Origin of the sequence: Rhizobium sp. Leaf453, assembly GCF_001425605.1 — a bacterium.
Classification (GTDB): domain Bacteria; phylum Pseudomonadota; class Alphaproteobacteria; order Rhizobiales; family Rhizobiaceae; genus Pararhizobium.
On the sequence record NZ_LMRG01000012.1, the window covers coordinates 48,642 to 71,242 of the forward strand.

At 58.8% G+C, this 22,601-nt stretch carries 17 protein-coding genes; 10 read left to right on the forward strand and 7 right to left on the reverse strand.

Annotated elements, in window-relative coordinates:
* The first annotated feature begins 121 nt into the window (after positions 1 to 121).
* The 6 genes from wecB (at position 122) to fabI (ending at position 8,372) form a co-directional block, all read left to right on the forward strand.
* A complete protein-coding gene (gene wecB, locus ASG68_RS13855) occupies positions 122 to 1,255 on the forward strand; it encodes a non-hydrolyzing UDP-N-acetylglucosamine 2-epimerase (protein ID WP_062583765.1) in 1,134 nt (377 codons plus the stop codon).
* A complete protein-coding gene (gene wecC, locus ASG68_RS13860) occupies positions 1,252 to 2,529 on the forward strand; it encodes a UDP-N-acetyl-D-mannosamine dehydrogenase (protein ID WP_062583766.1) in 1,278 nt (425 codons plus the stop codon). The genes wecB and wecC overlap by 4 nt, the downstream gene beginning before the upstream one ends.
* A 629-nt stretch (positions 2,530 to 3,158) precedes the next feature.
* Complete coding sequence (locus ASG68_RS13865) at positions 3,159 to 5,399, forward strand: DUF3141 domain-containing protein (protein WP_062583767.1); 2,241 nt, start codon at positions 3,159 to 3,161, stop codon at positions 5,397 to 5,399.
* 20 nt (positions 5,400 to 5,419) lie between these two features.
* The gene (locus ASG68_RS13870; protein WP_062583768.1) at positions 5,420 to 6,379 is read left to right on the forward strand and encodes a phosphate acetyltransferase; all 960 of its coding nucleotides are present in this window, start codon (positions 5,420 to 5,422) and stop codon (positions 6,377 to 6,379) included.
* A 3-nt stretch (positions 6,380 to 6,382) separates the two neighbouring features.
* Entirely contained in the window at positions 6,383 to 7,561 is a 1,179-nt protein-coding gene (locus ASG68_RS13875; protein ID WP_062583769.1) for an acetate/propionate family kinase, read from the forward strand.
* Positions 7,562 to 7,586: 25 nt separating this feature from the next.
* Positions 7,587 to 8,372, forward strand: coding sequence for an enoyl-ACP reductase FabI (fabI, locus tag ASG68_RS13880; RefSeq protein ID WP_062583770.1), 786 nt, complete (start codon positions 7,587 to 7,589; stop codon positions 8,370 to 8,372).
* 101 nt (positions 8,373 to 8,473) lie between these two features.
* On the opposite strand, the gene cax is transcribed toward fabI, so the two are convergent.
* From cax to ydiK, 6 genes are all read right to left on the reverse strand, one after another.
* On the reverse strand, positions 8,474 to 9,562 hold the full coding sequence (gene cax, locus ASG68_RS13885) for a calcium/proton exchanger (protein WP_062583771.1): 1,089 nt from the start codon (positions 9,560 to 9,562) through the stop codon (positions 8,474 to 8,476).
* A gap of 175 nt (positions 9,563 to 9,737) precedes the next feature.
* Positions 9,738 to 10,343: a VIT1/CCC1 transporter family protein gene (locus tag ASG68_RS13890; protein ID WP_162243582.1), complete on the reverse strand. Its 606-nt coding sequence runs from the start codon at positions 10,341 to 10,343 to the stop codon at positions 9,738 to 9,740.
* A 92-nt stretch (positions 10,344 to 10,435) separates the two neighbouring features.
* Positions 10,436 to 12,988, reverse strand: a complete 2,553-nt coding sequence (locus ASG68_RS13895) for an SH3 domain-containing protein (protein WP_244484234.1) — start codon at positions 12,986 to 12,988, stop codon at positions 10,436 to 10,438.
* Between the two features lie 117 nt (positions 12,989 to 13,105).
* Positions 13,106 to 14,332, reverse strand: coding sequence for an HlyD family secretion protein (locus ASG68_RS13900; RefSeq protein WP_062583773.1), 1,227 nt, complete (start codon positions 14,330 to 14,332; stop codon positions 13,106 to 13,108).
* Positions 14,333 to 14,334: 2 nt separating this feature from the next.
* Positions 14,335 to 14,790 carry a hypothetical protein gene (locus tag ASG68_RS13905; protein ID WP_062583774.1) on the reverse strand — a complete coding sequence of 152 codons (456 nt, stop codon included), beginning with the start codon at positions 14,788 to 14,790 and terminating at the stop codon, positions 14,335 to 14,337.
* A 92-nt stretch (positions 14,791 to 14,882) separates the two neighbouring features.
* The gene (ydiK, locus tag ASG68_RS13910) at positions 14,883 to 15,971 is read right to left on the reverse strand and encodes an AI-2E family transporter YdiK (RefSeq protein ID WP_062583775.1); all 1,089 of its coding nucleotides are present in this window, start codon (positions 15,969 to 15,971) and stop codon (positions 14,883 to 14,885) included.
* Positions 15,972 to 16,789: 818 nt separating this feature from the next.
* Here ydiK and ASG68_RS13915 point away from each other — a divergent pair.
* Both ASG68_RS13915 and ASG68_RS13920 read left to right on the forward strand, forming a co-directional pair.
* Positions 16,790 to 18,454 (forward strand): SulP family inorganic anion transporter, encoded by a 1,665-nt coding sequence (locus tag ASG68_RS13915; RefSeq protein ID WP_062583776.1) that lies wholly within the window; start codon positions 16,790 to 16,792, stop codon positions 18,452 to 18,454.
* 88 nt (positions 18,455 to 18,542) lie between these two features.
* Positions 18,543 to 20,216: a SulP family inorganic anion transporter gene (locus ASG68_RS13920; protein WP_062583777.1), complete on the forward strand. Its 1,674-nt coding sequence runs from the start codon at positions 18,543 to 18,545 to the stop codon at positions 20,214 to 20,216.
* 99 nt (positions 20,217 to 20,315) lie between these two features.
* Here ASG68_RS13920 and ASG68_RS13925 read toward each other — a convergent pair whose 3' ends face one another.
* The gene (locus ASG68_RS13925) at positions 20,316 to 20,753 is read right to left on the reverse strand and encodes a hypothetical protein (protein WP_244484236.1); all 438 of its coding nucleotides are present in this window, start codon (positions 20,751 to 20,753) and stop codon (positions 20,316 to 20,318) included.
* A 229-nt stretch (positions 20,754 to 20,982) separates the two neighbouring features.
* Here ASG68_RS13925 and ASG68_RS13930 point away from each other — a divergent pair, with 229 nt between their 5' ends.
* A complete protein-coding gene (locus ASG68_RS13930; protein ID WP_082478430.1) occupies positions 20,983 to 21,921 on the forward strand; it encodes a polyphosphate kinase 2 family protein in 939 nt (312 codons plus the stop codon).
* Positions 21,922 to 22,048: 127 nt separating this feature from the next.
* On the forward strand, positions 22,049 to 22,498 hold the full coding sequence (locus tag ASG68_RS13935) for a potassium channel family protein (RefSeq protein WP_062583779.1): 450 nt from the start codon (positions 22,049 to 22,051) through the stop codon (positions 22,496 to 22,498).
* The last annotated feature ends 103 nt before the right edge of the window (positions 22,499 to 22,601 follow it).

Genomic DNA, 22,601 nt, shown 5'->3' on the forward strand with positions numbered 1-22,601 from the left:
CTGGAGAGCCAGAATTAGGTGGTGCTTGCATTCAATTGTCGTGAAGGATTTACACCGCCGCGCCACAACTCTAAAAGCAGCCGAAAGATCGATCACAATAAAAGGTCTCAAAAAATCTATTATGATGAAAGTGCTGACTGTTTTTGGAACTCGTCCCGAAGCCATCAAGATGGCGCCCTTGGTACTCGGTCTGGAGCGTGATGATCGGTTTCAAAGTGTTGTATGTGTTACCGCTCAACATCGCGAAATGCTCGACCAAGTCATCGATCTCTTTGGAATCAAGCCGGATTACGACCTGAATGTCATGCGCGACAAGCAGGACCTTCATAGCCTGACGGCAACGATGGTTCAGGGATTGCGGTCGGTGATCAGTGAAACCTCGCCTGATATCGTCCTGGTGCATGGCGATACGACAACCACGTTGGCGACGTCTTTGGCCGCGTACTATTCAGGTAAACCGGTCGGACACGTCGAGGCAGGTTTGCGGACAGGCGATATCTATTCGCCTTGGCCGGAAGAAGGAAATCGCCGTGTTGTCGGTGCGCTCGCGACCCTGCATTTTTCGCCGACGGACGGTGCGCGGGATAATCTCCTGCGCGAGAATGTCCCTGCTGATCGTATCATCGTGACCGGCAATACGGTTATCGATGCTCTCGTCGAAATATCCGGGCGTTTGCAGAGCGACGCACAGCTAAACGACAGCTTGCAGGCACGCTTCCCTTTTTACGTCCCGCATCGCAAGATCGTTCTTGTAACCGGCCATCGGCGTGAGAGCTTTGGTTCGGGCTTTGAGCGCATCTGCCTCGCCCTTCGCGAGCTCGCCACCAATTTCGGCGACGTGGACTTCGTCTATCCCATGCACATGAACCCGCAAGTGCGTGAACCGGTTACCCGGATTCTGGGCTCGACGACAAATGTCCATCTGATCGAGCCGCTGGACTATCTGCCGTTCGTTTGGCTGATGAACCAGTCTCATATCATTCTGACAGATTCGGGCGGCATCCAGGAAGAAGCCCCATCGTTGGGCAAGCCAGTGCTTCTGATGAGAGATACGACGGAAAGGCCTGAAGCGGTTGAAGCCGGCACGGTACGCCTTGTCGGAACCGACAATGACCTCATCGTCAAATGGGTCTCCACGCTTCTGACCGATGAAGCCGAATATCAGGCCATGAGCCGCGCGCATAACCCTTATGGCGATGGCAAATCCGTCGCCAGAATTTTAGATGCACTGCAGGAATTTGGAGTAAATCGATGAAACCGTTTAATTCCGTATGTATTGTCGGCCTTGGCTATATCGGCCTACCCACGGCGGTGGTCTTTGCCTTGCGGGCGATCAAGGTGATCGGGCTTGATGTCAATGCCAGTGCGGTCGAAAAGATCAATTCCGGCGAACCGCACATCGTCGAGCCTGGCTTGGCTGATGCTCTCCGGCGTTCCGTCACTGCCGGCTATTTGCGCGCGACAACCGTGCCCGAGTCGGCCGATGCGTTTCTGATTGCCGTGCCGACGCCGTTCCGCGTTGGAATCAATACGCACGACCCGGATCTTTCCTATGTTGAATCCGCCAGCCGGTCGATCGCCCCCGTGCTGAAGAAGGGAGACCTTGTCGTGCTGGAATCGACCAGCCCTGTCGGTGCGACCGAGCAGATGGCTGAATGGCTTGCTCAGGAACGCCCGGATTTGACATTCCCGCAGACGGCGGGTGAGGCCTCGGACATCCGGATCGCGCACTGCCCCGAGCGCATCCTTCCCGGCCACGCGCTGACGGAATTGATTACGAACGACCGTATCATCGGCGGCATGACCGACGCCTGCTCCTCGCGCGCACGGGATCTGTACAAGATGGTCGTCGAAGGAGACTGCATCGAAACCGACTGCCGAACTGCCGAACTGGCCAAGCTGACTGAGAACAGCTTCCGCGACGTCAATATCGCTTTCGCAAACGAACTCTCGCTCATCTGCGATCGTCTCGGGATCAACGTCTGGGAGTTGATCAAGCTTGCCAACAGGCATCCGCGCGTGAATATCCTGCAGCCGGGTCCCGGTGTTGGCGGACATTGCATCGCCGTTGATCCCTGGTTTATCGTCAGCCAGGCTCCGGAAGAGGCGAAAATCATCCGGACAGCACGTGAGGTCAACGACGGTAAGCCGGAATGGGTCTTGGCAAAGGTCAACGAAGCTGTGGCCAACTACACCAAGTCCAGTTCCGAGGCGCCGCGCATCGGTTGCTTCGGCCTGTCGTTCAAGCCGAACATCGATGACGTCCGCGAAAGCCCCGCAATGAAGATCGTTGCGCGTCTTGCCGAACAGTTTCCGGGACTGGTGGATGTCGTCGAGCCTCATCTGCATGAATTGCCCAAGAGCGTTAAGTCGCAGGCAAACCTGGTCAGCACTGCCGACGCCTTCCGGTCATGCAAGATTCTTGTGATGCTGGTCGATCACGATGACTTCAAGGCGATACCAACGCCCCTTACGAGCGATTACGCAATTATCGATACAAAGGGCATCTGGCTGAACAGGCCCATCTAAGCGACTTGGTAATACGTCCATTTTTGAATACCCCCTGCGCCGGAGTGGTGCAGGGGGTGTAAACAACCAAGTCTTCCAAGCGGCTCCGCCATGCTTGGGGACGATGGCGATCGGATGGTGCGGCCACCCTGTCGCAATAAATCCCAAGTGTGTTCGCTCGCAATCGCGCCCCCGGCAGGGCGCAGATCAATCGCGATGGGTCAACCTCAGCAGAGGGTTGATGCGAGCGACTCCGGCAAGTGCAAAGCCAGGCGTGATCGGCCATGCTGTGTCGAGCCATCTCCCGGATGCCCATGAAAGGCGAAAGCACACTGCTGCCCCTGACCCTGCTTGCGACAATTCGTCCACACGAGGCCTGGCGGCGATGTCCGGAAATCAAGTCTCTGGGTTCATTTACTTTTAAACCTGTCCGGCTCAGATGAATGTCCGTCGCGGCGTGGCCGCAATGAATGTGAAGTCTATCGCATCCCTATCTCGTTCTTGCTCCTCCGTAAAATGAATGCAACAATCCTGTGGGATTATGTCTCTTAATGCTTCGCTAATGTTGAAATTTTCTATTCATCTACCATAGCGCGAGTTCCGTTTAGCCTATTCGTTCCCTTCGTTCAGATTGCAAGAGGAGTGGACAGATGCCCGAACCATCCAGCGTAAAAACATTGCCCGTATTCGCCGACGCGGCCGCAGGGTATTCGATCGATGCGTGGCAGCGCTGGATCCTGTTCCTCGATGTGATGCGGCGCCGGGCGGAGCAGTATGAAGAACATGCGGTACAGAAAGCGCCGCATGTGCTGGATTATCAGGCTGAACTGATCGCCGATGCCCGTGCCTTCGACGAGCCGGTCAATTATGCACTCGTCCGCATCATACCGCCCGAGGGCGTGACGATCGATCCGCTCAAGCGACCATTCGTTGTTGTCGACCCGCGGGCGGGGCATGGCCCGGGTATTGGTGGCTTCAAGGCCGACAGCGAGATCGGCGTCGCGATGAAAGCCGGCCATGCCTGCTATTTCATCGGCTTCCTGCCCGAGCCGGTGCCTGGCCAGACGATCGAGAAGATTGCCCGTGCCGAGGCACGCTTTCTGGAGATCGTCATTGCGCGCCATCCCGAGGCGGATGGGAAACCCTGTGTCATCGGCAACTGCCAGGCCGGTTGGGCGGTCATGATGCTCGCTGCGCTGAGGCCTGCCCTTTTTGGTCCCGTCATCATTGCGGGCGCGCCGCTTTCCTACTGGGCCGGCGTGCATGGGCAAAATCCGATGCGCTACTCCGGTGGGCTGCTGGGCGGAAGCTGGCTGACCGCGCTGTTCGGAGATCTGGGTGCAGGCAAATTCGATGGCGCCTGGCTCGTGCAGAATTTCGAAAACCAGAACCCGGCCAATACGCTTTGGACCAAGCAGTACAATCTCTATTCCAAGGTCGATACGGAAGCGGAACGCTATCTCGGTTTCGAGCGCTGGTGGGGCGGACACGTGATGCTCAACGCAGAGGAGATGCAGTTCATCGTCGATGAACTCTTCGTCGGCAACAAGCTTGCTGCCGGAGAAATCCGCACGTCCGATGGAACTACGGTCGATCTGCGCACGATCCGTTCGCCGATCGTTGTCTTTTGCTCGAAGGGTGACAATATCACACCGCCCCAGCAGGCGCTCGGATGGATCCTTGATCTCTACGATAATGTCGATGAGATCCGATCTCTTGGCCAGACGATTGTCTACGTCGTGCATGAAAAGGTCGGGCATCTCGGAATTTTCGTGTCGGCCGGCGTCGCGCGCAAGGAGCACGATGAATTTGCGTCCAATATCGACCTGATCGACGTTCTGCCTCCGGGGCTTTACGAAGGTGTTTTCGAGCCCAAAGGCGAGGCTATCGAAAATCCGGACCTCGTGACCGGTGAATGGAATATGCGATGCGAACGGCGCACGCTCGATGACATCCGCGCGCTCGGCGGCAATGACATCCAGGATGACAACCGTTTTGCTGCTGCTGCGCGCCTGTCCGAGATCAATCTCGCCCTCTATCGCGCGTTCTTACAGCCGGCGGTGAAGGCTGCGGTCAATCCCGCCTGGGCGGAAACCATGCGGCGGATGCATCCGCTGCGGCTGAGCTACGAACTGTTTGGCGCGTCCAACCCCTTTCTCTCCTGGGTCGAGGGCGCAGCGGAACAGGTTCGCGGAAACCGGCGCGGCATTGAGGCGGACAACCCCTTCCTGGCTCTTCAGGAACAGATGTCCGACCGTATTGTCGAGAGCTTGGAGAGCTGGCGCAAAATGTCTGAGAGAGCCGCGGAGCAAACGTTCCTTGCTCTGTACGGATCGCCGGCACTGCAGGCCGCATTGGGAGGTGATCCAGAATCGAATCGGCCGCCGCGCCGCGCCCCCAAGAGCATCCTGACCAATACACTGGTCGCAGCCCGAACCTCGGCGCTGCGCGACAAGATTGCCCAGGGCGGACTATTGGAAGCGCTCGTGCGCTCTTTGCTGTTCGTCAGCAGGGCTCTCAACGGAGCCGATGAGCGTGGCTTCGAGGCAGTCCGCCGGATTCGCCGCGATCACCAAGGCGCCAATCGGTTGAACCTTGCCGAGTTCAAGGCAATGGTGCGTGAACAATACTACATTCTTCTCCATGACGAAGCGGAGGCGCTTGCAGCGATATCCGCCATGCTCCCGCACAACATCGAGGAACGGCGCACTGCGCACGCCGCCCTTCGCAATGTGCTGGAAGCGTCGGGTCCATTGAGCGATGCCGTTGATGAACGGTTTCAGCGGATCACGGAACTTTTCGATGTTTCGGAAAGGTCGGAAAGGCAGGTGCAGAGCGGCGAGCCGACCCCTTTGCCGGTGCGGACCAAGCCGCGCAACCGAAGCGCATAATCGAGACGGGAGACTTTGATTTGATTGATACGCTCACGACAGCACCCGGGCCGTCCAAATACGACCTCCTGATTGCGGCGGCACAGGAAGCGCCGTCGGCCGTGACGATCGTGGCGCATCCCTGCGATGAAACATCGTTGCGCGGGGCGCTGGAGGCGGCGGAAACTCGTCTGATCGTCCCGGTGCTGGTCGGTCCGGAGGCGAAAATTCGCAAGGTGGCGAGTGAGCATGGGCTTGATCTGCGCGATCACGAGATCATCGATGCGCCGCACAGCCACGCAGCCGCGGCAAAAGCGGTGGCTCTGATCCGTGAGGGCAAGGGCGATCTGCTGATGAAGGGCAGCCTGCATACTGACGAACTGATGCGGGAGGTGACAGCGTCGGCCACGGGCTTGCGGACGGATCGCCGTATCAGCCATGTCTTCGTGATAGATGTGCCGCGGCATCCAGACACGCTTTTCATTACGGATGCGGCGATCAATATTTTTCCCGATCTCGATGTCAAACGCGACATCGTCCAGAATGCGATCGACCTTTGGGTAACGATCGGCCTTGGCGAACCGCGCGTCGCAATCGTCTCGGCCGTCGAGACGGTGACGACCAAGATTCCCTCCACTATCGAGGCGGCCGCCCTCTGCAAGATGGCGGAACGCGGCCAGATCACCGGTGGTGTGCTGGACGGCCCGCTGGCGTTCGATAACGCGATCAGCCCGGAGGCTGCCGAAATCAAGGGACTAACCTCCCCGGTGGCCGGTCGCGCGCAGATCATCGTCGTACCGGATCTGGAAGCCGGCAACATGCTGGCAAAAAACCTGACCTTCCTCTCGGGTGCCGATGCGGCCGGCATCGTGCTGGGAGCACGCGTGCCGATCGTCCTGACCTCGCGCGCGGACTCCGTGCGTAGCCGGCTTGCCTCCTGCGCCGTCGCGAGCCTTTATGCGGCGGCTCGGCGCCGGCTGGCGCAAGTCGCGGCGGCCTGACACATGGATGTGCTGCTGGTCGTCAATGCTGGCTCATCAAGCCTCAAGTTTCAGATTTTCGAGGTGTCCGGAACGGCGCTTGAGCGCCGTTTCCGGGGACAAATGGATGGTATCGGCACACGCCCGCGCTTGAAGGCGGCGTCCGCTGACGGCACCGTGCTGGTCGATCGCACCTACGAGCCGGCGGCGATAAAGGACCTGCCCGCGGCTATTGCCGAAACGCGGGAATGGTTGCAGTCGCTGGGTGGCATGAGCCTTCGTGCGATCGGTCACCGCGTGGTGCATGGCGGTCCGGACTATGCGCAGCCGATGCTGATCGACCATGAACTCTTGGACAAGCTGGCCACGTTTCAGGATCTGGCGCCGCTGCATCAGCCCAACAATCTGGCACCGATCCGGCTTGCCATGGACATCAATCCGGATGTGCCGCAGATCGCCTGTTTCGATACGGCCTTCCACCGGGGGCATGAGGTGCATACCGATTGCTACGCGCTGCCATGGGCGTTTTATGAGGCAGGGGTCCGGCGGTATGGCTTTCACGGCCTGTCCTACGAATATATTGCCGAGAGACTGGTTGAAGTTGCACCCGCGATCGCTGGCGGTCGCGTGATTGTCGCCCATCTGGGAAGCGGCGCTTCGATGTGTGCGTTGAAGGATGGGCGCAGCCTGGAGACGACCATGGGCTTCACGGCCCTGGACGGATTGCCGATGGGGACCAGACCGGGACAGATGGATCCGGGCGTCGTCCTCTACCTGATTGATCAGAAGGGAATGAGCAGCAGCGAGGTGACAGACCTGCTCTACAGGTCGTCCGGGCTCAAGGGCTTGTCGGGAATATCCGGCGATATGCGCGATCTTCTTGCCAGCGGGGAACCGCAGGCAGCGCTTGCGATTGATCACTTCATCCACCGCTGTGCGCTCAACGCCGGCATGCTCGCCGGTGCGCTGGGCGGTCTCGATGCCTTCGTCTTCACGGCCGGTGTGGGGGAAAATGCTCCGTTGATCCGGGCGCGTATCGCCAAGCGGCTGGAATGGTTGGGCGCCGAGCTGGATTCCGATGCCAACGAAAATGGCGCAACACTGATTTCTACCGGGGCGAGCCGCGTCGCACTCTATGTCCTGCCCACGGACGAGGAGTTGATGATCGCCCGCCACACGCTTGCATTGATCCGATCCTCTTGAAAGTCAGACAGCGGGAGAAGCAATCATGTCCCTACCAGTCGTCAGCGCGCAGCTTCTCAAGGGCAAAAAGGGGCTGATCGTCGGGATCGCCAATGATCGATCCATCGCCTGGGGCTGCGCGCGTGCTTTTCGGGCCTTCGGTGCCGAACTTGCGATCACCTATCTCAACGACAAGGCCAAGCCACATGTCGAACCGTTGGCGCGGGAGGTCGAAAGCCCGATTTTCATGCCGATGGACATGGCTGTAGAGGGGCAACTCGAGGCGGTCTTCGACACCATCGAGAAGACGTGGGGCGAACTGGATTTCGTTGTCCACTCCATCGCCTTTTCGCCGAAGGAGGCGCTGGCCGGGCGGGTTGTGGATGTGCCGCGCGATGGATTCCTGAAGACGATGGACATCTCCTGCTGGTCGTTCCTGCGCATGGCGCATCTTGCCGAACCATTGATGAAGAATGGCGGCGCCCTTTTCACCATGACCTATTACGGCGCACAGAAGGTTGTCGACAATTACAATATCATGGGCGTCGCGAAGGCGGCGCTCGAGAGTGCCGTGCGATACCTGGCTGCCGAGCTCGGCCCTAAGAACATCCGGGTCCATGCTATCTCTCCGGGAGCGCTGGCAACACGCGCAGCCTCCGGCATTCCGGAATTCGATGAATTGTTGGAAAAGACCAAGACTAAGGCCCCGGTCCGGGAACTGATCAGCATTGACGATGTCGGCGTTGCGACTGCCTTTCTTGCCCATGACGCGGCGCGGCTGATCACAGGACAGGTTCTTTACGTCGATGGCGGGTACCATATCATCGATTGATCGAGGTGCCGACCCGGCGATATCCGGGATTTCGACTGCGATATCATGATCCCAGCGTCACCCGACTGTTGGCGGGTGACGCTATTTGCGATCAACTGTCGTCAACTTATCTGCGGCGGCAGAAGATATAGCGTCATCGCCAGGATGACATAGACCATCAGCAACAGAACGCCGACGAACCACGTCGAGCGCCCGTTCGAGGTGACAAGAACCACCGTCATCGCGGCAAGGAACATCATGACGACAGCACCCGGCCAGAACTGAAGGTCCATTGGGGCCGGACCGAGGACGTAACTCAGGAGAACAAGGACCGGTGCAACGAAAAGAGCGATCTGTGCGGCGCTGCCGAGCGCGATACCGACGCTGAGGTCAAGGCGGTTCTTGCGTGCACCGGAAAACGCAGAGGTCATTTCCGCTGCGCCGCCGACCAATGCGACTATGATGAAGCCGACGAAAGCCGGTGTCATGCCGAAAGAGACAGCCGCGTGCTGGACAGATTCGACGAAGATTTCGCTGACCAGAGCGACCAAAACCGTTGCGCCGGCAAGTGTCGCCAAGGCAGCCCCCAATGGCGTGTGCTCTCCCGCGTGACCTTCATTGTCGCTGAAGAATTCCCGGTGGGTTTTCAAGGAAAACAGAAGACCGAAGCCATAGACAATGATGAGCAGGATGGAGAGGCCAACACTCAGTTGATGGGTGAATTTCGACATTGCGAGGGAGTCTGCAGCGGTCACGGCTGATGGGATGAGAATTGCGATCGTGGCAACGAAAACCAGGCTGGCCTGAAATCTGGCGTTGACCCGATTGAACTCCTGTACACGGTGCTTCAGTCCGCCAAGCAAAAACGAGGCGCCCAGCATGAAGAGCGTATTGGTGACGATTGCGCCTGCAATCGATGCCTTGACCAGTGCATATTCGCCGGCGCGCAGCGCCGTCAGCGCAATGACCAGTTCCGTCAGATTTCCAAGGCTCGCATTGAGCAGTCCGCCTGTGGCGTCGCCCATCCGGCTGGCGACGGCCTCCGTCGAATGACTGAGCAGAAAAGCCAGCGGGAAGATTGCCAGCACCGACAGCATGAACAGCACTGTATGGGCTTGCGGCACCATCTGATTTGCGATGAACAGGACCGGCACGAAAACAAGCAGCCAGAGCTGGCGATTGTTCCGGATGTCTTGAAGGAGATTGCCCATTGTCAGCTCCAGGGTGGTGGTCAGCGCCTGTCATCTCGAATTTGCCCACAGCTCCGCGAGGCTGTGTCGGCGTCCAAAGCGTGCCGCGATCTGCCAGATTGCGCTCACGCTTTAGCGCCCTGTTTTATCGCATGTCGTCGCCGCAAAACCGTTGCACACTTTGCGCGACATGCCTTTAGCCCCCGAGCGCGATGGTCACGGCAACAAGGACTGAGCCAACCGAAGCCATTGCAAGTGCCATGGGCAGGGGCCGGCCGCCGGAGAACCTGCCGAGTTGTGCTCCGATCACGAAAAGCATCAGCAGGGCTACCGCGTTGGAGCAGCGCATCGCCACATGCAGGTTCTCAATGAACAGGAAGGGTAGGCTGGGTGGCAACGTCGAGAGGACGACCAATGCGAAAATCAACAGTGCCGCCTTCAGGTCATGAACAACGAAAAGCTGCTTATTCGGCTGCACCCGTTGGTCGCGGAGGCGCGCCAGAAGAGACCCGGCTTCTTCCTCGGAGAATACGTTACGAACCTCCTCCGGCAGGTTTTCGCGAATGGCGGCCTGCGCCTGAGGCGCCGGCAAGCTTCGAACGGCGGCCATGAAGTTGAAATGCCGCCGCCGTTCGATCACAGTCGCGAGCACATACATGACAGCGTCGACGATCCCCCAAGCGATATTGCATCCCAATGCAGCGGCGAGCACACTGCGAACCTCATCGCCCCCGGCTACCGAGGCACTCATCGTTCCGGTAAACGACAAGGCCATCAGTAGCCCGAAGATGATCTCCGACATCCGGTCTATCGGCTCCAGCACGGGTTTCTTGGAGGCCTGTAACGTCATGCTGTGCCTTTTAACTGCAGCCGTCTGAAGTCTTCACTCCATCATCAGCGCCCGCGCCCGCCGCCACCACGACCGCCACCACCGCGTCCACCGCCGCCGCCATGGAATCTAGGACCTCCACCTCCTCCTCCCTGGAAGCTTCTTCCGCCGTAACCGCCGCCGCGATTATAGTTCTGGAAGTTGCCGTAGTTTTGCGGAACGCGTTGGCCATAGTAGCGCCCGATGTCGCCGCGGTTGCCGTATTGGCGCGCAGCGCGGTCAATGGCGAGGTGATCCGGTGCGCGCTGGCGGGTTTTCGCACGTTGCTGAGGACGCTGCTTCTGCGCCGGCCGGTTCTGTATGCGCTGGACAGCCTTGTCCTTGTTGCCGGCGCTGCGGGCCTTCGCCTTCAGGTTTTCACCGTCCGGCTTCTGCACGGGCTGCCAGCCGTCCTCGCCGCGTTTTTCCCATTGGCCGTCATTGCGGCGATAGACGTTGCCGTCCCGCCCGGCGTAGATATCGCCACCCTTGCTGCCGGCGATGAAGCCCTTGTCGCCACCGGTATTGCTCCAGCGCAATCCGCCACCATTCTCAGTCTTTCCCCCACTGATGCGTGTGAGTTCTCCCCCGTGCTTGACGACGGCCTTGCCCCAGGAGCCATAGACATTTCGTCCGCCTCGCGCGGCAAGTGCATTGCCGGTGCGTGGATTGTAGGCGGCGACGAAACCACGCGCACCATCAGGCCCAACTGCCACGGCGCCGCGGGCACGGGCACCCGTCTCCGGATTGTACGCGCCTCCGCCGATCAGTCCGCGCTCGGGGCCGTAGACGTAACCATAGCGCCCATATGTCCCACGGGCCGGATTGTAATATGCGCCAACGCCATAGCTGATCGGGTTGGGATAATAGTCGTCATCATCCCAATAATCGTCGTCGTCATACCAGTAGGGCGGATAATACCAGCCGCTGCCCCAAACAAGGCAATCCCAGGCGAGGTAGGCGCCCAGATAACCATCGGTATATCCGTACCAGACGCCTTCCGGCTCGCTGTCATAGGCTCGAACATAGGTTGCGTTGTAGACCGGCGACGACGGCGGAATGCTGTAGATTTCCTCCGCAACCGACGTGGCCACGACAAATGGGCCTGTCGGCGTATCGCCGACGAACCAGACACCGTCCTTGAGAACGAAATACTTCTCACCGACCTTGATGACCTGTTCGCTGGCATTGACGGCATAGGAAAGCGAGGTGCCTTGGATCGGCTCGAACTTGGGTTCTCCGTTGTAGCTGACTTGAACTTTCACGGACCCGTCGGTCGGAACGAGTGCCATTTTCGGAATGCTTGCCTTCAGCCGGGCTTCGGCTGCTTCCGATGTCCCGGGGATTGAAGCCCGCACCGCGTAATAGGGCGAGTCATCGGGGATGTTCAGGAAGTCTTCTGGAAGGTTCGGCGTTGCGAAAACCCAGGGGCCGTCCAGTGAAGCTGACGAGAACCAGCGGCCCGAGAACAGCACGTACCAGGTTTTCGTTGCCGTGTGGAAGAACACGGCGCCCGTCGTGTTGGATGCCCATTCGAGACCCGTGTCTTCGACCCGCTCAAGAGCAGGCTTTCCCTCGAATACCATCAGTTCCGACGGTTTGTGGGAATAGAACACCTTTGGCACGATATTGTCGGTGAAGGGCTTAGGCGGGATCGCTGTTTTCACGTCCTTCCAGTTGCCTTCGTCCGGAAGTTTGGAAATGAGATCCGGAAGCGTATCGGCCTTCGCCCAGCCGCTTTCCAGAGCTTTCGACGTCAGCCAGCTTCCGTCGTCGCGCAGATAATAATCGCCGCTCGCGTCGACCTTCAGGATATCCCAGTTGGTGTTGATCACGGAGGAAAGGCCAGGGACGCCTTTCACAGAGGAAAGCACGGCTTTGCCATCGGTCTGAACCAGCACCGCCGGAACTTCGCTGTGAAAGATTGGCGGCGGATCCGCCTTGATGTCGCTGACATCGGCGAGCCGTTTGAAATCGGACAGGCTGGCGGTCAACCGTTCCTGGGAAACGGTCAACGGATCGGTCGGCAAGATCTTGCCGACACCAATGGCAAGCTTGTTCAACTGCTCGCGATTAAGCGTGGAGAATTCAACCCGAGTGAGGGTGATGTCACTCAGGGCGACGTTGTCGGTTTCATCCTCTGCAACGGTTTTCGCGGCAATGCCGATCACACCGTAGATCGGCTTGGCATCGGCCGAGGTCTTCAGTTCGCTGGCGACCAATGCCTCGATCCGGGAAAAATCGATCCAGTCCGTGACCTGAGGCTGGAACATCGTCAGCGTCGCTCCATTCTCCCCGGTAAAGACACGCGGCCAGGCGGGTGTCTGTTCGCTGGACTGGGAGAGATATTTACCGCTGACGAAGCCGTTTTTACCGTCGTAGGTGACGGCACACCATGTGCCGCCGGCATCGCATTGCTGGATATCGACCTGCTCATTCTGCTTGATCTGACCGAACGCCGGGAAACCCGTTCCGGGGCCTTCACGGAAATTGACGTTGGCCGTCAGGATGGCTGGATCGGCCAGGGCCGATGTCGAGACGAAAGAGGCTATCGTCAGATAGGCAAGAATTTTACGCATTGTCGTGATCCTCCGAATTTTGATATTCTCTCGATCCGTGACGGTGGGCATACATCTTGTCTAGCCGCCGGGTATTCCCGGCCGCGGTTCGATATGACCGCGGCCGCATTCTCCTTCTTAATGTCCCGTCAGGACGAGGGTCTGGACGGGAAGCAGCATGGCCTGCAGGCGCAGGATCATCGCATGCACGAGCCCGACCGTATCGACGACATGCAGGTAGGCCCATTTCAGGGTGCCAATGTTGGGATCGGCAAGCGCGTCGTGGTTATTCGTGTAGGCATTGGCGATGCAACTGCTACCCGGCGGAACGTCATCCAGCCCGCCGGGAAAAAGTGGCTGCAGGAAGACGGTGAGCGTGCCCGGCTTTGCCAGTTGCTGGACGTCGATCAACTGGTCGGTCGGACGCAATTGCCCGGCGGCGATGACGTCCTGAACCTCGGTGACAACGAGCGGAATGATGGTGAACGGCTTACCGATGCAGGTCGCCTCCGCGATCATTCCGGGTTTCATCACCTGTGCTTCGATTTGGCCGAAACCGGCGATCAGCGTTCCGCGCCCCGCCTGCTCGGGCACGAGAATCCCGGCCGGACGTATCATCGTATTGACGACGTCACCGACGCGAAGGGTGAATTGCTGGACAGTGCCGGCAACACCGGCGCGCACCGTGGTCTTGTCCAGATCGACCTGCGCCTGGGCAAGAGCCGCTTCGGCACTGGCCTTTTGTGCCGGCAGGAGCGTGGAGATCTTGGTTTCCAGCGTGGTCTTGTTGGCTTTGACCGCCGCGACAGCCCCTCGGCGGCCTTCGATGGTCGTTTCGAGACGCTCGACTTCCCGTCTGGCCACCGCATCTGTTTTCAGAAGCTGGGCCTTCATCTCGTATTCTTCCACGGCATTCTGATAGGCGCTTTCGGCCTCCTGGATCTGACCGTCGACAGTTATCAGTTCGGTCTTGGCGACTTCCAATTCCGCATCGACCTCCGAGATACGGCGGCGGGCCGTTACGATTGCGGCATCCTGTTCTGCGCTGTCGAGCCTGAAGAGCGGATCGCCGGCCGCGACCTTCTGATTGATGCCGACATAGACTTCGTCAACCCGGCCGACGGCTTCCGGCAGGATCGTCACCGTGCGGAACACCGCCGTTACGCTTTTGGTCGACGGATGGAAGTAGAAGATCAGGGTGATCAGCGAAATCGTCAGCACGAGGCAGGCGGTAATCCCCCATCGCAACTCGTACCACATCGTGTAGAGATTGATTTCATAACCGATCCGCTTGCCCTGGGCATATCTGCGGAAAAGATAGTCCGGCAGGACCGTCAGCATGGAGCACAAGATCAACTCGAGCATTGTCAGATACCTCCACCATGCGTATCTGGGCGGGCTTCCGGTTGTGGTTCCGGCTTGACCCTCGGTTCCTCATGTTTCGGGTGGGAAGGGTCTTCAATCTCGGTATCGACCGGCGGCCGACCGGAGAGCTTCGCCAGTGAATCCGCGATGGAATAAAGCGGTGTCGAAAAATCCGGGATGTGCACGAAGGCCAGCAGCAGGCCTGCGATCCAGAACAGATGGTTGTGGGTAAAAAGTGAAATCAGCGCGAGGACAGCGACGATCTCCATCTGCACCTTGCTCGTCCGGTGCGCCATGCGCTCCGGCACGGCGTGCAACTGAAAATAGAGGTTGCCGAGGATCAGAACGAAGGCGATCAAAAAAATGATGACCCCGACCATAAGATAGTCTGTCTGCCCGGGGGCCGTGACAAATGGAGGTAAGTGTTCAATCGCTGCCGGATGTGTTGCGTCTGCCATCCAATCGTTCCTTCAAACTGTTTTCTTCTTATGCTTGAGCCGGACCTGCAAGACGTCGGGGGGCCGATGATCCATCAGACCCGACCAAATTGTCATGAGGCGGGATCGGCCCCCGTCGGCATTTCGGACGTGGTTTGCTCGGAGTCCTCGTCCATCCAGGCGTTCAGCAATGTGTAGGCCGTGGCGAGAATGACCGGGCCTAGAAAGATACCGAGAACACCGAACGCGATCAGCCCGCCGATGACACCGGCGAGGATCAGCAGAAGAGGCAGGTCCGCGCCCCGGCGGATGAGAACCGGCCGCAGAAATCCATCCAGCGTCACCGCCAGTACGGTAAACAGCAGAAGCACCGTTCCCCAGAGATTCTCACCGGAATAGTAGAGCCAGATCACCGCAGGGAAGAGCACCAGTCCCGGGCCGATCTGGATGAGGCATAGAACGAACATCAATGCGGTGAGCAGCGCCGCGAAGGGCATGCCTGCCACGGAGAGGCCGATGCCACCCAGGGCACTTTGGGCAACTGCGGTAACCATGACGCCGAGCGCAACGCCGCGGATCGCCTTGGCCCCCAGACTGACGGCCATTTCGCCGCGATCACCGCCGAGGCGACGCCCGAAGCGCAGTGCTGTCGCCGCTCCCGTTTCGCCGCTCGAATACATGACGGCCGCAATTGCAGCCGTCAGGACGAATTGCAGAAACATGCCTGAGAGATTGCCGGCGGCAAGCGCGAACCATTGCACCGTGGCGCCGGCATAGGGCATCAGCTTCGGTGCGATCGTGTTGAAGCTGGACGCGGCAAGCCGGGTCCAGGCATCGGCCAACGGTTTCCCGACAAGGGGAAAGCTGGCTACCCAGTCAGGCGGCAGCGGGATCTTGAACGTCAGAATATTCTGGGCGAACTGCGTAATGCTGTCCAGATTGGCAAGGATCGTGCTGACAGCAAGCCAGAATGGAACGATCAGCACGAAGAGAAGCGCAAGCGTCATGATGAGCACCGCTATGCTGCGGCGATGGCCCGTGTGGCGCTGAACCCAGAGCATCAGCGGCCATGTGGCGATCACGAGCGTCATGGCCCAGAGGATGGCTGGCAGGAACGGCTGCAGAACCCAAAAACTGGCCGCGATCAGGCCGCTGACGAACATCACGCTCAGCGTAATCTGGGTGAGGTCTCTATGCACCATGTCTTTCCTGCTTCATTCGCATTACCGTCGCGGGGCATCCGATATCGGCGGTCTGCCCATGCCTTTTCATGTTGTAGCGTGCTCACGGCTTGGCTGTCGCTGTGCCGATTTTAAAGAGAGGCGATCCGCAAAGCCGAGGGAGAAGAAGGTGTCGCTTTCGACCGGGCGGAAGCATGTTTGCAAGCCAGACGATCATCGTGAATACCCCGGAGCCATTGGCTCAGCCACCGCAAGATATACAGCCGGAAGTGTAGAAAAGGTGTCTTTTCGCTCCTCCGTTATGCCCGAACATGATGTCCAAAAGTTGAATAAGCCATTGATAAGATACACTGTTGCCTGCCCGTTGCAAGCCTAGAAATTCTTTCTCGCGGCCGGGAGGCTGAACTTGAATCGTCGCGGTCCTGACATTTTTGGGCGCAATTCGTTTTTTATTCCGAGATTAAAAAGAATAATTCAAATTCTTGTCAATTATTTTCTCAGTTATATTAGTATAATCATTTATATGTTGTGATTATTTTAGCATAAATATATTTATCAATGGTTTTTTGGGGAGATATACGAAATTACATTTTTCAGCATTCGGAAAGTGTCCCGATAAAGTGGACGCCGCTGACCTTCGGTGCATGGCGTGGAAAATTTGTAAAATCTCGTACTTTATTGCAACCGGCACTTCGCGATGAACCGGCATGTATGCTAGGCATTCATTTGTCGGCGGCTTGGTCAATCATGGCATTCCTGGCTGAACACGCGACGGTGGGACTGGATGTCTGGCGGGCAGGGCACGCCTTTCTAAAACTGTAGGCAGATTGGGGTAGGTCATGTCCGGAGGATCTGGTTCTGTTCAAATCCCGGTGGTGCCGAATGCCACCTTGCGCCCGGACATCATCGCCGGCCTGACGGCTTCCGCCGTCATTCTTCCCAAGGCAATGGCCTATGCGACCGTTGCCGGTCTGCCGGTGAGTGTGGGGCTTTACACTGCCTTCGTCCCGATGGTGGTTTATGCGCTTCTGGGGACATCGCGGGTACTGAGTGTCAGCTCCACGACGACGCTGGCGATCCTCACATCAGCGCAGCTTGCCCAAGTGGTCCCGGATGGCGATCCCGCCAAATTGATCGTGGCGACAGCGACCTTGACCCTTCTTGCCGGACTGTTGCTGCTTGCGGCTTCGGCCCTGCGCCTCGGATTCGTCGCGAATTTCATCTCGGCACCGGTGCTGACGGGATTCAAGGCCGGGATAGGGCTCGTGATCGTGCTGGATCAGATTCCCAAGCTTCTGGGACTTCACTTCGCCAAGGAAGGCTTCTTTCGCGATCTCGTCAATCTCGCCAGCCATTTGCCGGAAGCCTCGACATTGACGGTGCTTATCGGCGTAGCGGCGCTGGTCCTGCTCATCCTAATGGAGCGGGCTTGGCCCCATTCGCCGGCTCCGCTTGCCATCGTGGGTGGAGGCATCGCGATTTCCTGGCTGGGCAGTCTGGCCGCAAATGGCGTATCCGTCGTTGGCCATATCCCGCAGGCGCTTCCTTCCCTGACATTGCCGAGTGTCGACCTGGTTATCCAACTGCTTCCGGGGGCGATCGGTATCGCGCTGATGAGCTTTACCGAGACGATCGCCGCCGGCCGTGCTTTCGCTGCGCCGGGCGAGCCGCCGATCCGGGCCAATAGGGAATTGATCGCCACCGGCGCAGCCAATATTGCCGGTGCATTGTTTGGGGCAATGCCTGCCGGTGGCGGAACCTCCCAGACTGCGGTTGTGCGCGCCACGGGCGGACGGTCGCAGAAAGCGTCTCTTGCCGCTGCGGCGATTTCGGTCGCGACGATGCTCGTGCTTGCGCCATTGCTCGGGCTTTTGCCGCAGGCGGTGTTGGCGGCCATCGTCATTGTTTATTCCATCGGCCTGATACAGCCGGCGGAATTCCTGTCCATCCGCAAGGTGCGGAGAATGGAATTCCGATGGGCGTTGGCCGCGTTTGTCGGCGTCCTGTTTTTCGGCACGCTTCAGGGAATCGTCGTTGCCATCATTCTGTCGCTGGTGGGGCTTTCCAGTCAGGCCGCCAATGCTCGGATCCATGTCATCGGTCGCAAGCGCGGTGAGGATTTCCTCCGTCCGATCGAGGGAGGGCAGGAAGACGAGACTTTCGAAGGGTTGTTGATCCTGCGTCCGGAAGGGCGGCTGTTCTTTGCCAATGCGCAGCAGGTTGTCGACCGCATTCGCGAACTTGCGCGCGAGGCCAAGCCACGTGTTCTCATGCTTGACCTCAGCCGGGTCGTCGATATCGAGTATTCCGCACTTCAGGCTATCATCGAGGGTGAGCGCAGTCTGGCGGAGGAGGGAATCGTGCTCTGGTTGGCCGGGATGAATCCCGATGTCGAGGAATATGTCAGGGCTTCCGGCTTCGCCGAAACCCTGGGAGCGCAGCGCATGTTTTCCAATACGCGCGCCGGTATCCGTCACTACCAGGAGATCGGCGCAGGGACTTGAGACGGGTAGCTGCCTTTGCTTGTCCTCGATCACAGGAGCTTCAGCAGAAAGTCGTTGGCGGGACCTGGCTGCATATCAAGGGGGGGACATGCTGGCAAGTTTGAGGGGCTATCAGCCCGGATGGCTGCGCTATGACCTGACGTCGGGCCTGGCGATTGCCGCAGTCGGTTTGCCGAGTGCCATCGCCTATCCTGCCATTGCCGGCCTGCCACCACAGATCGGGCTCTATGCAAGCATGCTTTCCGTGATCGGTTACGCGCTCTTGGGATCATCGCGCCAACTGATCGTCGGGCCGGACGCGGGCACGGTCACGGTTCTGGCCGCCGTGCTTCTTTCCTTCAATCTGCCAACCATGGAAGACCGGGTGGCAGCCTCGGCTGTGCTCGCCGTGACTGTCGGCATCCTGTGTTTCATCGCCAGCGCCTTGCGGCTCGGCTTCATCGCCAATTTCCTGTCGCGACCGATCCTGACCGGGTTCATGACCGGCATTTCGCTCTCCATCCTGGTCGGGCAGATCGGTCGCGTCACCGGGCTGAAGATCGAAAGCGATGGTTTCATTCGACCGGTTATCGAGCTCATTGCGAAAGCCGACCTCATCCATTGGCCGTCGATGGTGCTGAGCACAGCACTATTTGTCCTCTTGCGCATGATCGGCAAGTGGGCGCCGCTCATCCCCGGTCCTCTTGTTGCTGTCGTCCTGGCGACTGCGCTTTCGGCGTCGTTCGATTTTGCAAGCGTCGGCATCGGGGTTGTCGGCAAGATTCCGTCCGAACTGCCTGTCCCGATGCTGGCCCTGCCGGCGGGCGCGCCGATCGGCGACCTGATCCTGGGTGCAATCGCCGTGCTGATCGTCAGCTTCGGTGCCGGCATCGTCACGGCCCGCAGTTTCGGGGCGAAAAACAGATATCCGGTGGATGCCAACCAGGAACTGATGGGTTTCGGCGCGGCCAATGTCGCCTCCGGCCTTTTCGGTGGCTTTGCTGTGACCGCCTCGGATTCGCGCACGGCCGTGAACGACATGATGCGCGGCAAGACCCAACTGGCGGGTCTCGTCTCGGCGGCGGCGCTCGCCTTCACCGTCGTCTTCCTGACCGATGCTCTGTCGCTTCTGCCGACACCGGCGCTCGGCGCCATTCTTGCGTCCGCCGCCATCAGCCTGATCGATATCAGAGGTCTGGCAGAGCTGTGGCGCATCAGTCGGATTGAATTTGTCTTCGCGCTGATCAGCATTGCCGGCGTCTTCGTTCTCGGTGTGCTGCAGGGCGTGATCGTCGCGATCAGCGCGACGTTGCTCTATGTTCTGATGCGCGAGTTGCGCCCGCGCGATGCGCTGCTCGGCAGGGTTCCCGGCCGCGAGGGCTTCTACAAGCTGCACCGCTATCCCAACGGGCAACCAATCGCCGGCATGGCGATCTATCTCCTGCAGGGAAACCTGCAGTTCTTCAATGCAGACTATGTCCGTCTGCGCATCGAGGAGACCATCAAAGCGCTGCCGGAGGGAACGCACTGGTACATCTTCGATGCAGGTGCCGCGGCTCATATCGACAGCACTGCTGCGGCAATGCTTGACGATCTCTGCTCATTTATCGAGGAGCGGGGGCTGAAATTCGGGATTGTCGAGTTGCACAGCGCGCCGCGTGACATCCTGACGCGCTCCGGCGTCATCGACCGGATCGGCGAAAACATGGTCTTTGATGACCTGGAAGATGCCGTCGCGGCGTTTTCTGCCCGCGAGGGCGATACTGCAACTCGAAAAACCTGACCGCCGGGAAAGTGGCCGTTTATTCAAGAGGCTTCGGACGTGAAAATCGGGATTTTCCGGCCCCGCGATCAACCGCGGAGCCGGGTAAAACGCGCCCGCTCAGTATTTGCGGACTTCACCCCATGCCAGGAAAAGGCCGACATCGCCAGGCATGCCATGCGGCCATTCCACGATCATCGCCGAGAGGCGGTATCCCGCGGGTTTCAGCTTGTCGCGCCAGATTTCGTAGGCCTGCCGCGGCACGCCGGTCAGCGTTTCCGGCCATTCCGCTTCGCTGTTGTTGATCGCGCGTCCACCATCGGTGCAAAGCTCGACCGGAAACTGCATCACCATCAGGTCCGTACGGCCGTCTTTTGCAGCCTGCTTCAGTCGTGACAGAACCCTGTTGCGGATTTCATCCGTGACTTCGACCGGCTTGGAGAGGCGGGCCAGGAGTTCCTTGCGGGCGTCTTCCGCTGATTTCATGCCCTGAAACGCCTGGGAAGCCCGCGCGGTATCTATCTTGTCGGCATAGTCGCGCAACTCATCCGCGGACATGAACAAGCCATCATTCGATTTCCCGTCATTCTGTTGATTTTGCGCAGACATACTTCCTCCAATTCCGGCCCTCGGCCCAAAAAGTTTGCGGTCCAATCGACGGTAACATCGTACTAAGGTGTTGACGAAATGCAATTTTTATCTTGGTATAATGGCATCAGAAATCTTTAAATCAACCAGTAATAAACACGAAGAATCAAAAAAAGAGTCCGATCTCTGAGGAGGGCACATGAAGATCGAGGTGGATCTGGATAAGAAGCGTGAGATCGAAGTCGGGGATGGCGGCCGTGTCAAATTCCGGCTCCGCGATATCGCCGTCGAGCCGGGCAGCAAGGTGAACCTCAAGAAGGATTTCGATCCGGACTTCACCGGAGGTTATGAAGACAAGGCCGGCGCACTGGAGCATGTGGCGAAAAACGTCGAGCGCCTGTCGGCGATGCAGGAAACGCTGTACGCGCAGGATATCTATTCCGTCCTTTTCATCTTCCAGGCCATGGATGCGGCCGGCAAGGACGGCGCGATCCGACATGTGATGTCGGGTATCAATCCGCAGGGCTGTCAGGTCACGAGTTTCAAGGCGCCCTCGGCAGACGATCTGGATCATGACTATCTGCGGCGCGCGTCGGTTGCGCTTCCCGGGCGCGGGATGATCGGCATTTTCAACCGCTCATATTACGAGGAGGTGCTCGTCGTCCGCGTTCATCCGGAATTGCTGGTCAAGCAAAAGCTGCCGCCGCAGGCGCGCGGCAAGGACGTTTGGGAAAAGCGATACAAGGAGATCAACAATTTCGAAAAATACCTTCGCAGGAACGGTACGATCGTCGTGAAATTCTTCCTGAATGTCTCGAAGGAGGAACAGAAGAAGCGGTTCCTTGCCCGTATCGACGAGCCAGACAAGAACTGGAAGTTTTCTCCGGCTGACTTCGCCGAGCGCAAGCACTGGGACGATTATCAAGGGGCATTCGAGGACATGCTGTCCAACACGAGCACGGATTGGGCGCCCTGGTTTGTCATCCCGGCCGACAACAAATGGTTTGCGCGCCTCGCCATATCGGAAGTGGTCACGGCCGTCTTCGAGAAACTCAACCTGAAAATGCCTGAGGTTGATGATGCGCGGAAGGCGGAACTGGCGTTGATCCGGGCGGAGCTTCTGGCCGAAAAGGATTGAACGCGCCGGCGGCGATGTTCCGCCGTCGCGGGCGGAAATGTGACTGCCGGGAGCCGCGGGCCAATAGCCCGGATTTCCCGGCGGCACGAATGATATAAGCGGGCTTATAGCCCTTTGGAGAGAAGTCGTGCTTCTGGTGATCATAGTCGCAACTGCGCTGCTGCTGGTCACGATCGTCATCCATGGTGGGGCGGTTCTGCTGCTCTACCGTGTGGGCTTGCAGCCACTGAGCAATGCGACCGGCATGTCGGCTCTGCAGCGCCTGAACTGGAGCTATTTCTTCGTCATCGGTTTCGTCGTTGCTCACCTGATCGAGATCATGATCTGGGCTTTTGCCTACTGGCTGACGGGGGAGCTCAAGGACATGGAGGAGGCCACCTATTTCTCCGCGATCACCTTCGCGACCATTGGCTATGGTGACATTACACTCTCCGGGAAATGGCGTCTCGCGAGTGCCATGGAGGGTGTGAATGGCATCCTGCTGTTCGGCTGGACAACGGCTTTCCTGTTCAAGGTGTCGGGGATGCTCTGGTTCACCAAGAAGCCGTCCGGAACCTATCGCGCTGGCGACGATTAGGATTTCCGGCGATCGGCGGCACGCGTATCTGGTGGGGTTTGCCCCGAGATATTCGGGCAGACATGATTGTCACTGGAATGTCGCTCCGGGTGCTGTCGCAAAT

Coding starts and splice junctions, on each gene's coding strand:
- ASG68_RS13925 (WP_244484236.1), bottom strand. CDS start 20,753: ATGTCCGCGGATGAGTTGCGCGACTATGCCGACAAGATAGATACCGCG.
- ASG68_RS13930 (WP_082478430.1), top strand. CDS start 20,983: ATGAAGATCGAGGTGGATCTGGATAAGAAGCGTGAGATCGAAGTCGGG.
- cax (WP_062583771.1), bottom strand. CDS start 9,562: ATGGGCAATCTCCTTCAAGACATCCGGAACAATCGCCAGCTCTGGCTG.
- ASG68_RS13915 (WP_062583776.1), top strand. CDS start 16,790: ATGTCCGGAGGATCTGGTTCTGTTCAAATCCCGGTGGTGCCGAATGCC.
- ASG68_RS13890 (WP_162243582.1), bottom strand. CDS start 10,343: ATGTCGGAGATCATCTTCGGGCTACTGATGGCCTTGTCGTTTACCGGA.
- ASG68_RS13900 (WP_062583773.1), bottom strand. CDS start 14,332: ATGCTCGAGTTGATCTTGTGCTCCATGCTGACGGTCCTGCCGGACTAT.
- ASG68_RS13895 (WP_244484234.1), bottom strand. CDS start 12,988: ATGCGTAAAATTCTTGCCTATCTGACGATAGCCTCTTTCGTCTCGACA.
- ASG68_RS13920 (WP_062583777.1), top strand. CDS start 18,543: ATGCTGGCAAGTTTGAGGGGCTATCAGCCCGGATGGCTGCGCTATGAC.
- fabI (WP_062583770.1), top strand. CDS start 7,587: ATGTCCCTACCAGTCGTCAGCGCGCAGCTTCTCAAGGGCAAAAAGGGG.
- ydiK (WP_062583775.1), bottom strand. CDS start 15,971: ATGGTGCATAGAGACCTCACCCAGATTACGCTGAGCGTGATGTTCGTC.
- ASG68_RS13875 (WP_062583769.1), top strand. CDS start 6,383: ATGGATGTGCTGCTGGTCGTCAATGCTGGCTCATCAAGCCTCAAGTTT.
- wecC (WP_062583766.1), top strand. CDS start 1,252: ATGAAACCGTTTAATTCCGTATGTATTGTCGGCCTTGGCTATATCGGC.
- ASG68_RS13905 (WP_062583774.1), bottom strand. CDS start 14,790: ATGGCAGACGCAACACATCCGGCAGCGATTGAACACTTACCTCCATTT.
- wecB (WP_062583765.1), top strand. CDS start 122: ATGATGAAAGTGCTGACTGTTTTTGGAACTCGTCCCGAAGCCATCAAG.
- ASG68_RS13865 (WP_062583767.1), top strand. CDS start 3,159: ATGCCCGAACCATCCAGCGTAAAAACATTGCCCGTATTCGCCGACGCG.